Source organism: Aeromonas sp. QDB03 (genome assembly GCF_027707985.1).
Lineage (GTDB): Bacteria > Pseudomonadota > Gammaproteobacteria > Enterobacterales > Aeromonadaceae > Aeromonas > Aeromonas hydrophila.
In genome coordinates, this window is sequence record NZ_JAPCJG010000003.1 from 118,220 (window position 1) to 131,703 (window position 13,484).

12 protein-coding genes and 1 pseudogene are annotated in these 13,484 nt (G+C 66.1%); 8 read left to right on the top strand and 5 right to left on the bottom strand.

The genetic code is table 11. The features are described 5' to 3' along the window. Positions 1-58: 58 nt before the first annotated feature. Positions 59-169 (bottom strand): annotated as a pseudogene (locus PG900_RS09705) (sugar diacid recognition domain-containing protein); the annotation flags it as partial. Further along, positions 156-308, bottom strand: coding sequence for a sugar diacid recognition domain-containing protein (locus PG900_RS09710; protein WP_270798084.1), 153 nt, complete (start codon positions 306-308; stop codon positions 156-158). The gene PG900_RS09710 and the pseudogene PG900_RS09705, both read right to left, overlap by 14 nt. 182 nt (positions 309-490) lie before the next feature. Here PG900_RS09710 and PG900_RS09715 point away from each other — a divergent pair, with 182 nt between their 5' ends. The 6 genes from PG900_RS09715 to PG900_RS09740 all read left to right on the top strand — a co-directional run bounded on the left by PG900_RS09715 (position 491) and on the right by PG900_RS09740 (position 6,319). Further along, a complete protein-coding gene (locus tag PG900_RS09715; protein WP_029304568.1) occupies positions 491-865 on the top strand; it encodes a YacL family protein in 375 nt (124 codons plus the stop codon). A 63-nt stretch (positions 866-928) separates the two neighbouring features. Next, complete coding sequence (locus tag PG900_RS09720; protein WP_011704604.1) at positions 929-1,219, top strand: hypothetical protein; 291 nt, start codon at positions 929-931, stop codon at positions 1,217-1,219. 163 nt (positions 1,220-1,382) lie between these two features. Beyond that, positions 1,383-2,213 carry a CPBP family intramembrane glutamic endopeptidase gene (locus tag PG900_RS09725; RefSeq protein ID WP_106553402.1) on the top strand — a complete coding sequence of 277 codons (831 nt, stop codon included), beginning with the start codon at positions 1,383-1,385 and terminating at the stop codon, positions 2,211-2,213. A 237-nt stretch (positions 2,214-2,450) separates the two neighbouring features. Continuing rightward, complete coding sequence (locus PG900_RS09730; RefSeq protein WP_257685467.1) at positions 2,451-4,010, top strand: methyl-accepting chemotaxis protein; 1,560 nt, start codon at positions 2,451-2,453, stop codon at positions 4,008-4,010. A 207-nt stretch (positions 4,011-4,217) separates the two neighbouring features. After that, positions 4,218-5,534 (top strand): sphingomyelin phosphodiesterase, encoded by a 1,317-nt coding sequence (locus PG900_RS09735; protein ID WP_257685466.1) that lies wholly within the window; start codon positions 4,218-4,220, stop codon positions 5,532-5,534. Further along, a complete protein-coding gene (locus PG900_RS09740) occupies positions 5,531-6,319 on the top strand; it encodes a hypothetical protein (RefSeq protein ID WP_257685465.1) in 789 nt (262 codons plus the stop codon). The genes PG900_RS09735 and PG900_RS09740 overlap by 4 nt, the downstream gene beginning before the upstream one ends. A gap of 73 nt (positions 6,320-6,392) precedes the next feature. Here the strand turns inward: PG900_RS09740 and PG900_RS09745 are convergent, their stop codons facing one another. Next, the gene (locus PG900_RS09745; protein WP_257685464.1) at positions 6,393-7,886 is read right to left on the bottom strand and encodes an alkaline phosphatase D family protein; all 1,494 of its coding nucleotides are present in this window, start codon (positions 7,884-7,886) and stop codon (positions 6,393-6,395) included. Positions 7,887-8,061: 175 nt separating this feature from the next. Continuing rightward, positions 8,062-9,282 (bottom strand): DEAD/DEAH box helicase, encoded by a 1,221-nt coding sequence (locus PG900_RS09750; protein WP_257685463.1) that lies wholly within the window; start codon positions 9,280-9,282, stop codon positions 8,062-8,064. Between the two features lie 169 nt (positions 9,283-9,451). On the opposite strand from PG900_RS09750, the gene PG900_RS09755 reads away from it, so the two are divergent. Further along, positions 9,452-10,270 carry a transporter substrate-binding domain-containing protein gene (locus PG900_RS09755; protein ID WP_257685462.1) on the top strand — a complete coding sequence of 273 codons (819 nt, stop codon included), beginning with the start codon at positions 9,452-9,454 and terminating at the stop codon, positions 10,268-10,270. A 63-nt stretch (positions 10,271-10,333) separates the two neighbouring features. Here the strand turns inward: PG900_RS09755 and tpx are convergent, their stop codons facing one another. Continuing rightward, positions 10,334-10,834, bottom strand: a complete 501-nt coding sequence (gene tpx / locus PG900_RS09760) for a thiol peroxidase (RefSeq protein WP_016349389.1) — start codon at positions 10,832-10,834, stop codon at positions 10,334-10,336. A gap of 217 nt (positions 10,835-11,051) precedes the next feature. On the opposite strand from tpx, the gene PG900_RS09765 reads away from it, so the two are divergent. Continuing rightward, the gene (locus tag PG900_RS09765; protein ID WP_257685461.1) at positions 11,052-13,469 is read left to right on the top strand and encodes a zinc/cadmium/mercury/lead-transporting ATPase; all 2,418 of its coding nucleotides are present in this window, start codon (positions 11,052-11,054) and stop codon (positions 13,467-13,469) included. Positions 13,470-13,484 lie beyond the last annotated feature (15 nt).

A 13,484-nucleotide genomic window follows, 5' to 3' on the forward strand; every position in this document is an offset into this window, starting at 1 on the left:
CTGCCGTGCGAGGGTGTCATTGAGCTGCATAGGTACTCCGCTGAATGAACCGGGAATAGCCTGAGGCGATGATGAGTCTCTGTGGCTCGTCCATCACGTTGACCGAAAAAGAGAGAATCTTCATCGCCCGACTGACAATCTGCCGTGCGAGGGTGTCATTGAGCTGCATAGGTACTCCGCTGAATGAACCGGGAATAGCCTGAGGCGATGATGAGTCGCAGTGCTTCATCCATCACCTCGACCGAGCACGACAGGATTTTCATCGCCCGGCTGACAATCTGGCGCGCGAGGGTATCGTTTAGCTGCATCACATCTCCAAAGCGGGGGCCGGACCGGTCACAAAGCGCCGGTAGCGGGGCAAAGATGCCACATCTTCAAGACAAGCGAGGGGGGGCTCGCTAGAATAGGCCACTTTACGCTATATGCGCCCCGCCATGGAGCAGGATTTGCCCTGCCCATGACGACTCACCCTTCCGCTATGGACTGAACTATGGATTATGAATTTCGCCGCGATCCGTTCGGCGGTTATCGCGCCCGGTTCTCCATGGGCCATGAGGCCATCGGCCAGTGGCTGATCGACGAAGTGGGCAAGGACGAGGATAAACTCGACGAGCTGTTCGCCATCATCGATCAGCTCTCCAGCCGGACTCGCGTCGAATACCGGCTGCTGGGCGGCGACTACTCCCTGCTGCTGACCCACGAGGAAGCCGAGGTGAAAGCCAACGTCCTCAATATCGAGCAGGATGAGGATCTCGACGATCTCGCCTACTACGATGATGAACAGCTGGCCATGTGCGGGCTGGAAGATTTTGCCCAGGTGCTCGGCTCCTGGCGCGCCTTTATCCGCAACGAGGATATGGGCTGATCGACCCCTCTGAAAAACGACATCGGGCAACCATGCCCCATTGCCTAACCAACAGGATTGACTATGTCTATTTACGATTTTGATGACGAACTGCCGGAAGACGAGCAGGAACAACCGAAAAAAGCCGCCCCTGCCAAGAAGAAAGGCAAGCAGGTGCTGAACACCCAGGTCAACCTGAGCCCGCGCGATGCCAGCCGTCTGAACGGTATGCACGTCGAAGCCATCGCCACCCTGGACGACGTCAGCCTGCCGAAGAATGTAATCTTCAAAGCTGGCCTCATCGCCCTGGGCGAGCTGGAAGCCAGCAAGCGTGCCGACATCATTGCTCGGGTGATCGCCGAATCCGGCCGCTGAGACGCCTTGTCACCCTTGCCAAAACCGGAGCCCAGCTCCGGTTTTTTTATGGCCGCGCGCCCTGGCAGCCAGCCGAACACGGGATCCGACCAGCTTATTAAGCCTTGTCTCATGGGATGTCCCATTGTTAAGGTGCGGGACTTTCATCGGCCTTGGAGACTCAATGTTACCTCTACCTGATTCACTCATCTGGGGAGCACTGGCGCTGGCCGTCTTGCTCTGTCTGGCCCGGCAACGGCTGCCCGGCGTCATCATGCTGGCCGTCGCCCTGCTGGCGGCCCTCGGCCTCGGCCACCTGAGCCCCATCGCCCTGCTGGCCAGCGCGGCGGGCCTGCTGCTGGCCTGGCGTACCCCCTTCCTGCCCCAGCCCTGGCGCGCCGTCGCCCTGGGCGCCGTGCTGCTGTGGGCGGTGGCGCTGATGCTGCACCTCATCCCCGGTTTCACCAACCTGAAGGTGCTGGATCAGGTACAAGCCGGCCCCGCCAGCGTGCCGTTCAACATGTACCTCAACCTGGACAAGCCGCTGGTCTTCTTCGGTCTGCTGCTGGCCTGGCCCGCCCTGCTGGGCCCGGGCGGTGCCATTCAGTGGCGCAGGCTGGCACTGCTGCTGGTGCCGCTGGCGGCCCTGCTGATCGCCGCCTGGCAGCTGGGGGCCCTCAAGCCCGAGGTGGGCCTGCCCGGCTGGTGGTGGCTGTTTGCCATCAACAACCTGCTGTTCACCTGCGTGGCGGAAGAGGCGCTGTTTCGCGGCTTCCTGCAACAGGGGATCGCCGCACACAGCCGGCGCTGGCTTGGGGTGCTGGTGGCCAGTCTGCTGTTCGGCGCCGCCCACCTGGCCGGCGGCTCGCTGCTGGTGCTGTTCGCCGCGCTGGCAGGCGCCTGCTATGGCCTGGCCTTCCTGCTGAGCGGGCGCCTCGGCGTCGCCATCGCGATCCACTTCCTGTTCAACTTCGCCCACCTGGCCCTCTTTACCTACCCGCTGGCCAGCCGCTGATCCCGGGCGCCCCCTGCGGGGCGCCTGCAACCTCTGCCCCCTTGGTGCACGCCAACACTCCCTTTGCCATCCGCCTGCACAGATGCACCTTTCATTTGCCCTATTTAGCTAAGCGAGAGTGGCGATTAATTGACCCAAGCCAAGATAGCGCGCTTGCTGCCCCCTAGAATGGGCCGGTAACAATCACAAAAAATAAAAACAAATCTATCAGTTACTTGGCTCAATCAGGATGCACTCATGACCACAACCCAACGGGAGGGGGAGATACGTTTCCCCGACCACCTGTCACTGATCTCGACGACCGACCCCGCCAGCCACATCACCTACGCCAACCAGCACTTCTGTGACGTGGCCGGTTATCACCCCGCCGAAATGGAGGGGGTGCCCCACAATCTGGTACGCCACCCCGACATGCCCAAGGCCGCCTTTGCCGACATGTGGCAGCGGCTGCGCCAGGGCAAAAGCTGGATGGGGCTGGTGAAGAACCGCGCCAAGAGCGGCAAGTTCTACTGGGTCAACGCCTATGTCACTCCCATCCTCAACGAGCAGCGACAGATCATCGAGTACCAGTCGGTGCGCACCCGCCCGAGCGAACACGACATCGCCTGGGCGGAGCAGCTCTACGCCCGCATCCGGGCAGGCAAGGCGCTGCCCTGGCTGAGCCGGCTCGCCCTCGAACCCGGCCTGCTCACCCTGCTGCTGTCGGGCGGCGCCCTGCTCACCCTGCTGGCGGTCATCATCAGCGGCAATCCGCTGTGGGGGGCGCCAGGTGCACTGGCCCTGCTGGCCCAGATGCTACACGGTTGGCGCCTGCAGCAGCGGCTCAACCGGCTGGCCCGCACCGCCGGCGAAGAGATGGGCACCCCGCTTTGCCAGGTGCTCTACACCAGGCGGCGGGACACCCTGGCGGCCCTGGAGCTGGCGCTGCGCATGAAGCGGGCCGAGCTCAAGGCAGTGGTGGGACGCAGCGCCGACACCAACCAGCAGATCCTGCAGGCTGCCGAGGATGACAGGGGCAATATCCAGACCATCGACATCCACCTGCAGCAGCAGCGAGCCCAGAGCGAGCAGCTGGCCGCCGCCATCACCGAGCTCAGTCACTCCATTCGCGACGTGGCGAGCAACGCCCATCAGGCCAGCGAGCTGGTGGGCGAGGTGCAGCAGGTCTCCACCGAGGGGTTGCGGGCGCTGTCCACCACCCAGTCCTCGGTCGATCAGCTCCATCACGAGCTCGATGCCAACCACGCAGTGCTGGCCAGGCTGACCGGCGACAGCCAGAAGATCAGCGGGATCCTGGAGGTGATCAGCCAGATCGCCGATCAGACCAACCTGCTCTCCCTCAACGCGGCCATCGAGGCGGCGCGGGCCGGCGAACAGGGACGTGGTTTTGCAGTGGTGGCCGACGAGATCCGGGCGCTGGCCCAGAAGACCCGCAGCTCCACCGGCGAGATCAACGAGATGATCCAGGCACTGCAGCAGACGACCCGTCAGCTGGCCGACGGCATGAGCCAGGGCGCCCAGACCTCGGACCGCTGCCAGCAGCACGTGGGGACCACCGCCGAGGTACTCAACCAGATCAACCGCATGCTGGCCCGGGTCACCCATACCAGCGACGAGATTGCCCAGGCCGTCAGCCAGCAGGCGGATGTCACCAGCACCCTGGACAAGGGCATCCACCAGATCCACCAGCTGGCCAGCCACACCGCCGACAACAGCCGCCAGGCCCTCGACGGCATCACCCTGCTGGTGGAGCGGCTGCATGCCCTCTCCCGCCTGATCAACCAGTTCCAGCACTGACCGCCTTGCAGGGGCGTGCCGCCCGGCACGCCCGTTTCACCTCGTTCGCCTGACCTCCCCCGCCCCTTTGGCCGTTGCCAACCCCATGGGTTAACACCTCCCCATATGGGGCCTTTCATTTATTTGTAACAAAAATGTAAATGAAATGACCTCTGTGCCCGCCATAACAGTCACTTTCCAGCGTGCCTCGACCAAAAGGACTTCATGATGCACAAACCCCTCAGTTATGCCGCCCTGCTGCTGGCCAGCCAGTTTCCGCTGCAGGCGCTGGCCGACACCGACGTCTACCTCACCAACAACAGCCCGGATCCAGTCCAGCTGGAGATCCGCCAGAGCGGCTCCGGCCAGCTGCAGGCCGGCAGCCAGTGGCTTCAGCACAGAACCGAGCTGGGCCCCTGGGAGAGCGCCATGGTGCTCAGCTTCAACCGCTACGAGGGGGTGAAGGCGGGCAAGAGCTATCTGTTCGAAACCCGGGTCACCACTCCCGGCGGTGACACCTATCGCCTCAACCAGAAGATGGAGGGCACCTGGTGGAACAGCACCCTGCAACACGGCGGCGAGACGCCGGCAGACAACTCCGGCTGGCAGAGCGATCGCGCCATCCACCGTCTGAGCGGGCCACAGGAGCTGGCCTTTGCCGCCAAGTTCACCGGCCGCTACGACGATCTGCACTACATGCTGACCCCGCACAGGCAGGTGGAGCAGCCCGAAGCTGACGAAGCCAAGTTGAAGGTGGCCAGCTACAACGTCTGGGCGCTGCCGGTGATCGCCTCCAGCATCGGCGAGCGGCTGGCGCTGCTGCCCGAGTACCTCAAGGGCTATGATGCCCTGCTGTTGCAGGAGGTGTTCGACGGGCGCCGCGAGGGCTTCCTGCAGGCGCTGGCGAAAGAGTACCCGTACCAGACCAGGGTGCTCGACAAGCCGGGGGTCAACATCCACGACGGCGGCGTGGTGATCGTCAGCCGCTACCCCATAGTGCGCGAGGCCCAGCTGGTCTATCCCCAGTGCACCGGCACCGACTGCTTCGCCGACAAGGGGGTGATGTACGCCGAAGTGATCAAGGGGGGCAAGGCCTGGCATCTGTTCGCCACCCACACCGCCAGCTTCGACACCGACGAGGCGCGCCGGCTGCGCCAGATCCAGTTCGGCCAGATGCGCACCCTGGCCGCCAGCCTCAATATTCCCGCCAGCGATACCGTCATCTATGGCGGCGACTTCAACGTCAACAAGCGCAAGTTTGCCGACGACTACGCCGGCATGCTGGCCAACCTCAATGCCGACGAGCCCCGTTATGGCGGCTACACCGAGGCTACCTTCGATCCCAGGATCAACCCCTATGCCGGCGGCCCGCTCTCCGGCGGCGCCAACGTGGAGTACCTCGACTATCTGGTGGTGAGCCGGGAATACGGCGCCGTGCGCCACAACCTCAACAGTGTCTGGATCCCGCGCAGCAGCGATGGCAGCCTCTGGCCCGCCAGCAACCTCTCCGATCACTTCCCGGTCAAGGGAGAGATCAGCCGATGAAGCGCCGCTACGGCTTGCTGGCACTGGCAGTGCTGGCCTTGTTGCTGCTCAACCTAAGCTGGCAGGAGGCGCCAGCGAGGCCGGCACACACCGGCCAGCTCGCTCAGCCAGCCACCGCAGCGTCGCCACAGACACTGCCAGCCCTGGCTCCCGCTACCGGCCCGGTTGCCGCCACCACCGTGCCAGATGGCCCAGCACCTGCGCCTGCCAGCTGGCGCGAGCTGCCGGACGAGATGAACCGGCAGCTCGCCAGCGAGGTGAGCGACAGCGAGCAGCCGCTGGCAGAGCGGCTGGCCAATCTGGAAGCGATAGAGGCCCAATGGCTGAGCGAGGGGGAGAGCCTGTTCCGGCTGCAGGGGCGCTACGCCCTGGCACTCGAGCAGCTGGCGCAGGAGCACGAGCAGCTGCCGCTGGCCGAGCGACTGGCCGCCCTCACCCGCTTGCAGGATGAGTGGGCAGCGGAGCACCCGGATCTGGCGGCTGAGCTGTTCAATCCGGCCGCCCGCTTGCAGCAGGCGCGCCAGCTGTGGGGGGACGAGGAGCTGGCGACCCTGGCTCGCCACTTCCTGCCGACCGGGCAGGCCGAAGCGACCGTGCAGTTTGCCGCCAGCCGACAACAGCAGCTGACGCAACGCAGCCACTACCAGCAGCAGCTGACCGAGCTGGAGCAGCAGTTGGCGGCCAGCCGGGGCAACATGGACGAGGCAAGCTGGCAGCAGCACAGGGAAGCGGTACTCGGCCAGTTTCGGCGCGACTTCTTCGCCCAAACGCCGGATCAGCCCTGAGCGGGCAACGGCTTGAGGTATCTGATCCTCACAAGAAAAAGGGCCCGGCAGGGCCCTTCGCATTTTCCCGCCATCAGGCCAGCGGGTAGCTGGCCGCCAGTCCGTTCTCACAGTGCCAGTTGGCCCACAACTTGTTGTCGGTGCCCATCAGCAGGGTGGCGAAGTTGCGGGTACGCAGGTAGACGGGGGCGCCGAACGGCTTGATAAGCTCGGCGCGGATCAGCCGGTTCTCGTCGAGGTATTCGGCATTGTCGTTGGTCATGGCCAGGATCCCCATCCACTGGAACTGGGTGGGACAGGGGTGGACGATACCGGAGGAGACCAGCTGGTGCACGTTGAGCACCCCCTCCCGCTTGTCCTGGATCACCCCGAGGCAGCCCACGTGCACGTCGCCGGAGAGGATCAGGGTCTTGCAGCCAGCATCCTGCTGGCGCCGGATCCTGGCATTGTCCAGCAGCCGCATGATGAGCCGGGCCCGCTCCCCCTGATGATCCTTGGCCCGCCAGTGATCCTTGAGATCGTCGGTCAGCTCCTCCTCCCAGGGGGTGGCATCCAGCGCCGCCTCGGTGAAGGAGAAGTCGCGATAGACCACGGGCACCCCCGCCAGCACCAGCAGGTGGCCCGCGTCGCAGGCGGCCAGCGCGTCGTTGATCTGCTCCCACTGAGACGAGCTCATCACCTGGGCGCGGGTCCGATTGGCCCGGTTGTCCAGCGCCAGGATCTGGTAGCCCCGAAAACTGAGCCGCCAGGAGTGGTGGCCCAGCTTGACCGGATCCAGCAGGGAGACGTTGGCAACGGAGCGCAGCTGGAACAGCCGGAAATAGCGGGACGCGGCGGCATAGATGACCCGGTAGACGTCGCAGCCCTGCAGATTGTCTGGCGACTCGGGATAGCTGCCCCAGCCATCGAAGATGTCGTGGTCGTCCCACATCATGGCGCTCGGGATCCGGGCTAGCAGGCGCGCCACCTCAGGCCGCCCCCACTGCTTGCAGTAGAGGTCGCAGTAGAAGCGATCGAGCTGCTCCTCCATGGTGCGAGTGGCCTTGCGTTTGACCTTCTCCGCCATGTCCAGCTCGTTCCAGGCCTTGAGGCTGGGCACCGTGGTCCAGAGGGAGTCGGCATAGACCTGATCGCCCCCCATCAGCAGCAGCGAGAAGGGGTGCGTGGCGTGCTCGGCGGCCAGCTTGTCCCACATCACATAGGGCTGCGGGGTGGAGGTGAGCAGCTTGAAGTCGGAAAAGCCGTTGCAGGAGGCGTACCCGATGCGCACCCGCTCCGCCGACCCAGGCAGATGAAACTGCCAGCGATCCTCACCGGCCAGATCCCTGGCGGGCTCCCCGTCCAGCAGGATCTGGTACTCCACGCTCGAACCCGCCTCGGCCGGAGTCGCCGTCCAGCTGACCCGCCAGAAGCCACCCCTGGGGGTATCCGCCTGCTTGCCGGCGGCCAGCAGGCTGCCGTTGATCCTGACCCCGGCGCCCTTGCAGTCAGGCCCCGCCAAAAAACAGATACTGTATTGCGTCTCCGCTTCGAGCCCCAGCAGGGGCCCCATCACCAGACTCGCCATTGCCTATCCCTCCGTGGTTGAACCCATGGAGCATAGTGAAACGGGCGTCCTTTGGTACTGCCCAAGCGGGCAGGTCAGCCCTTGCCCTTGAACTGTTTGGCGCTGCGTTTGGCCTGGGTGCGGCGTTGTGATCACCTTGCTTGTCGCGAAACGGAGCAAGGCGGCAGCAATGACCTCAGCCCTTGCTCTTGAACTGTTTGGCGCTGCGCTTGGTCTGGGTACGACGATTGGCCTGCTTGTCACGGGGGGCGCGCTTGCCCTCCCCGCTGGCTGGCTGATCGGTGACCGGGAAGCCGGCGAGTTCCGCCAGCGGCAGCTCGCGGCCGGTGAGGATGCGGATCGCCGCCAGGGTGTCGGCCTCGCCATGGCAGGTGAGCGAGATGGCGAGCCCGCTGCGTCCGGCCCGGGCGGTACGGCCGATACGGTGCACGTAGACGGGGGCGCTGGCGGGCAGATCCAGGTTGATCACCAGCGGCAGCGCCTCCACGTGAATGCCACGCGCCATCAGATCGGTGGCCACCAGCACTCGCACCTTGCCCGCCTTGAAGTCGCCGAGCGCCTGCTCACGCACCGCCTGCTCCTTCTCGCCGTGCAGGGCCGCCACCGCAATGCCCGCCTTGGCCAGCTTGCGGGCCACCCCGTCGGCGTCGTCCCGCGCGCTGATGAAGACCAGTACCTGCGGCCACTCGTGAGCCTTGAGCAGGCTGATGAGCGCCGGCACCTTGCTGCTCTTGTTGACCAGATAGAGCCGCTCCTCGATATCGTCGGCCACGCTGTTGCGGGGATCAGCCTCCACCCGCACCGGCTCGGTCAGCAGACCGGTCGCCAGCGCATCCAGCTCGGCCGGCAGAGTGGCCGAGAACAGCAGGGTCTGACGCTCGACCGGCATGGCATTCAGCAGCCACTGGATGTCGGGCCAGAAGCCCATCTCCAGCAGCCGGTCCGCCTCGTCCAGCACCAGATGGCGCAGCTGGCTCAGTCCCAGCAGTTGCTGGGCCAGCAGATCCCGCAGCCGCCCCGGGGTCGCCACCAGCAGTTGCGGCCCCAACGCCAGTTCGGCCTGTTGCAGCTCTTGCGCCACCCCGCCGCACAGGGTCACCAGCCGCAGACCCAGCCCGGCGGCCGGACCCTGCAACGCCTCGCTCACCTGCACCGCCAGCTCGCGGGTCGGCACCAGCACCAGCCCCTGCACCCGATCGCAGGCCGGATCGAGGCGCTGCAGCAGCGGCAGGCCGAATGCCAGGGTCTTGCCGCTGCCGGTGCGGGCCAGTGCCAGCAGATCCCGACCCGCCAGCGCGGCGGGAATGGCCAGTTGCTGCACCCGGGTCGGGCACTTGAGGTCGGCGGGCAGGGTCGCCAGCAGGGCGGGGACGAGGGCAAGTTCATCAAAAGTCATGGGGCTACGCAGCTATCGACAGAATAGGGAGGTGGGGGCGAAGTCTAGTGAGCGGCCGACCATAAGTAAAATCCCATCCATCGCGGCCAAGGGCCCACTCACGGCCCGCCATGCGCAAAGCGGGCCTGACTACACTTCAGGGAACCTCCCCCGGGGACGTGACCAGACCATGACCAGACATCCCTCTCTGCTGCTGTTGTTGCTGCTTTGCCTGGCGGGGCTGACCAGCCTCAGCCTCTCTCGCGCCGACACGGTGGCAGCCCCCGCCGCCAAACCGGTACGCATCCTCAACGCCCACCTCGGCGAGCTGCCGGGGCTCATCAACGCCGACAAGACCGGCCCCTTCGTCGATCTGGTGCGCGCCATCGATGATCTCTACCCCGAGGTGAGCATCCGGATCACCATCTATCCCCTCGCCCGGGCCATGGCCGGGGTGATCGCCGGCACCGCCGACTTCAGCCTGCCCGCCATCCGCAATCTGCAGGATGCCGACCTGCTGCCCTATCGCTTCAGCACCCGCAGCTTCGGCAAGGTCACCCACGTGCTCTACAGCAATACCGACCACCTCATCACCCCCGACATGGCCTACGGCATAGTGCCCACCAAGCGGGATCTGCTGATCGAGGCGACCCCCGGCTTTCTGCCCATTCCGCTGCAACGGTCGATGAGCATAGAGCAGTCGCTGCGCAAGCTCTCGCGTGGGCGCATCGACGCCTTCATCTGGGCCCAGGAGGAGGCCGACCTGATGCTGCGCCAGCTCAAGCTGACCAACATTCACCGGGAACACCTGGGGGATTTCGAAGATGTCTTCATCATCGCCAAGGGGCCTGCCGGGGATGAAACGGATCGTTTCCTCGGCGAGGCGATCGAGCGGCTCGCCGCCTCCGGCAAGCTGGCAGAGATCTACTCAAGGCTGCACCGCCCCTATGTCGAGTGGCAACCCCACCCTGAGCCACTACCCGCCAAAGACGTGACCAAATCCCCCTGACTGTTCCATAAAAAAAATCCCGCCGGGGCCATGCCCCGGCGGGATTGTTGTCAGCCTGCCTGCTTACAGTACGGCCAGAGCGGCGGCGTAGTTCGGCTCGTCGGCGACTTCGGCCACCAGCTCGCTGTGCAGCACCTTGTTCTCTTCATCCAGCACCACGATGGCACGAGCAGCCAGACCCACCAGCGGGCCGGAGGAGAAGGCCACGCCGTAGTCCTGCAGGAAGGCGGCACCACGCAGGGTGGAGAGGGTCACTACCTTGTCCAGCCCTTCGGCGCCGCAGAAGCGGGACTGGGCGAACGGCAGGTCGGCGGAGATGCACAGCACCACGGCGTTGTTCAGCGCGCTGGCCTGCTCGTTGAACTTGCGCACGGAAGTGGCACAGGTCGGGGTATCGACGCTCGGGAAGATGTTCAGGATCTTGCGCTGACCGGCGAAGCTCGCCAGGGTCAGATCGGAGAGATCCTTGGCCACCAGGGAGAACGGCTTGGCCTGCTCGCCAGCAACCGGGAAGTGACCGGCGACGGAGACGGGGTTGCCTTGCAGGGTAACGGAATTGCTCATGTTATGTCCTTGATTATCGAGGGAGGATCAGGCCCTCCAGTATAGGCTTGCCGGGCGGGGACAAACACCCGCCAACCACAGGGATATCACCTCTACCGGCAGCCTGCGGCAAGGAGCGGGAGAAAGGGGCTTGACCTTGGACTTAACACCAAGGTTTACACTCGGCTCAGTTATCGAAGATCTCGCACCGGCGGGATCCATCCAAGAGGGACTCATCATGAGCAAATCCTGCTGCAGCCATCAACACGCCGCCGCCCCCATCAAGGCCGTCAGCAAGACCGCGGCCCCCCAGGCTGAGCACCAGCACGACAGCCACTGCTGCGACCAGGCCGCACCGGTCAGCTGCTGCGCGAGTCAGGCCCCCCATGATCATCAGGATCATGCCGCCAGCGACGCTCCCGAGGGGGAAGAGCCCCCCAGAGGGGGTTGTTGCGCCACTCCACCGCCCGCCCATGCCCAGCATGTCCATGCCGGGGAGCACGACCACCATGAGCATGCCGTCGCGGCAGAACCCCCGCTGGACGCCCCCGAGCAGAACAGCCGCCGCCACAGCTGGCAGGTGCTGGGGATGGACTGCCCCAGCTGCGCCCGCAAGATAGAGACCGCCGTCAGCCGGGTGAGCGGCGTGCAACAGGCCCGCGTGCTGTTTGCCACCGAGAAGCTGGTGGTGGATCTGGCCCCCGGCCTCTCCCCCGATCCCGTTACCGCCGCCGTGCTGGCCGCCGGCTTCCAGCTCAAGGGCGAGCGCAGCGGCAAGCAGGAGCCCGGCCGCGAGCGCAACCCGCTGCAGACCCTGCTCGCCAAGTATTGGCAGCCACTGTCGCTGGCCGGTCTGATGCTGGTGGCGGCCCTGCTGCCGAGCCAGATCGGTCAGCCGCTGTTTACCCTGGCCACCCTCTGGGGGCTGTGGCCCATCTCCCGCAAGGCGTGGGCGCTGACCAAGAGCGGTTCCCCCTTCGCCATCGAAACCCTGATGACGGTCGCCGCCGTGGGCGCCCTGTTCCTCGGCGAAACCGCCGAAGCGGCCATGGTGCTGCTGCTGTTCATGCTGGGCGAACATCTGGAGGCCTACGCCGCCGGCCGCGCCCGCGCCGGGGTCACCGCCCTGATGGCGCTGGTACCCGACAAGGCGCTGCGCATCCGCACCACTGCCGAGGGCGAGGTGCGGGAAGAGGTCGCTGCCGACCAGCTGCGTCCCGGCGACATCATCGAAATCGCCCCGGGTGCCCGCCTGGCCGCCGATGCCCGCCTGCTCGACGCCCTCGGCGCCTTTGACGAGAGCGCCCTGACCGGCGAATCCATCCCGGTGGAGCGCCGTCAGGGTGACAAGGTCCCCGCCGGCAGTCTGGCGGCGGATCGGGTGCTGCGCCTCGAGGTGGTGTCCGAGCCCGGCAACAACGCCATCGACCGCATCCTGCATCTCATCGAAGAGGCCGAGACCCAGCGCGCCCCCATCGAGCGCTTCATCGACCGCTTCAGCCGCTGGTATACCCCCGCCATGATGCTGGTTGCCCTGCTGGTGGTGCTGGTACCACCGCTCGCCTTCGGCCAGAGCTGGGACGAGTGGGTCTATCGCGGGCTGGCGCTGCTGCTGATCGGTTGCCCCTGCGCCCTGGTCATCTCCACCCCGGCGGCGGTCACCTCGGCGCTGGCGGCAGCCACCCGGCAGGGGGCCCTCATCAAGGGGGGCGCCGCGCTGGAGCGGTTGGCCCACATCGATACCGTGGCCTTCGACAAGACCGGCACCCTGACCCTGGGCAAGCCGCAGCTGACCGAACTGGTGAGCCTCAATGGCCAGTCGGAGGCCGAGCTGCTGGCGCTGGCGGCGGCCATCGAGCAGGGCTCCCACCACCCGCTGGCCCGCGCCGTGGTGACGGCGGCCAGCGAGCGGGGCCTCAGCCTCGCCGCGGCTCAGGAGCTGCGCGCCCTGCCCGGCATGGGCGTGGAAGGTCGCATCGACGGCACCCTCTGGCAGCTGCTGGCGCCGAGCCGGGTCGCCACCCTGGATGCAGCGATGCAGGCCCGGGTCGCCACCCTGGAGCAGCAAGGCAAGACGGTGGTGGTGCTCGGTCAGCCTGACGCCGCCCCGGCCGCCCTGCTGGCCCTGCGCGACCAGATCCGGCCGGAAGCAGCGGCGGCGCTGCAGGAGCTCAACCAGCTCGGCCTGCAGAGCATCATGCTGACCGGCGACAACCCCCGCGCCGCCGAGGCCATCGCCGGCGAGCTCGGCATGGGCTGGCGCGCCGGCCTGCTGCCGGAGGGCAAGGTCGATGAAATCGCCAAGCTCGGCCTCAGCCAGAAAGTCGCGATGATTGGCGATGGCATCAACGACGCCCCGGCCATGAAGCGGGCCAGCATTGGCATCGCCATGGGGGGCGGCACCGACGTGGCGCTGGAGACCGCCGATGCGGCGCTGACCCACAACCAGCTCGGCGGGGTCGCCGCCATGATCCGGCTCTCCCGCGCGGCACTGGCCAACATCCACCAGAACATAGCGCTGGCGCTGGGGCTCAAGGCCATCTTCCTGGTCACCAGCCTGCTCGGCATCACCGGCCTGTGGATTGCGGTGCTGGCCGACACCGGCGCCACCGCGCTGGTCACCGCCAACGCCCTGCGCCTGCTGCGCAAGCGCTAAGCCGGCCATTGACGG

Coding starts and splice junctions, on each gene's coding strand:
- PG900_RS09715 (WP_029304568.1), top strand. CDS start 491: ATGGATTATGAATTTCGCCGCGATCCGTTCGGCGGTTATCGCGCCCGG.
- PG900_RS09755 (WP_257685462.1), top strand. CDS start 9,452: ATGACCAGACATCCCTCTCTGCTGCTGTTGTTGCTGCTTTGCCTGGCG.
- PG900_RS09765 (WP_257685461.1), top strand. CDS start 11,052: ATGAGCAAATCCTGCTGCAGCCATCAACACGCCGCCGCCCCCATCAAG.
- PG900_RS09735 (WP_257685466.1), top strand. CDS start 4,218: ATGCACAAACCCCTCAGTTATGCCGCCCTGCTGCTGGCCAGCCAGTTT.
- PG900_RS09745 (WP_257685464.1), bottom strand. CDS start 7,886: ATGGCGAGTCTGGTGATGGGGCCCCTGCTGGGGCTCGAAGCGGAGACG.
- PG900_RS09750 (WP_257685463.1), bottom strand. CDS start 9,282: ATGACTTTTGATGAACTTGCCCTCGTCCCCGCCCTGCTGGCGACCCTG.
- tpx (WP_016349389.1), bottom strand. CDS start 10,834: ATGAGCAATTCCGTTACCCTGCAAGGCAACCCCGTCTCCGTCGCCGGT.
- PG900_RS09725 (WP_106553402.1), top strand. CDS start 1,383: ATGTTACCTCTACCTGATTCACTCATCTGGGGAGCACTGGCGCTGGCC.
- PG900_RS09740 (WP_257685465.1), top strand. CDS start 5,531: ATGAAGCGCCGCTACGGCTTGCTGGCACTGGCAGTGCTGGCCTTGTTG.
- PG900_RS09730 (WP_257685467.1), top strand. CDS start 2,451: ATGACCACAACCCAACGGGAGGGGGAGATACGTTTCCCCGACCACCTG.
- PG900_RS09710 (WP_270798084.1), bottom strand. CDS start 308: ATGCAGCTAAACGATACCCTCGCGCGCCAGATTGTCAGCCGGGCGATG.
- PG900_RS09720 (WP_011704604.1), top strand. CDS start 929: ATGTCTATTTACGATTTTGATGACGAACTGCCGGAAGACGAGCAGGAA.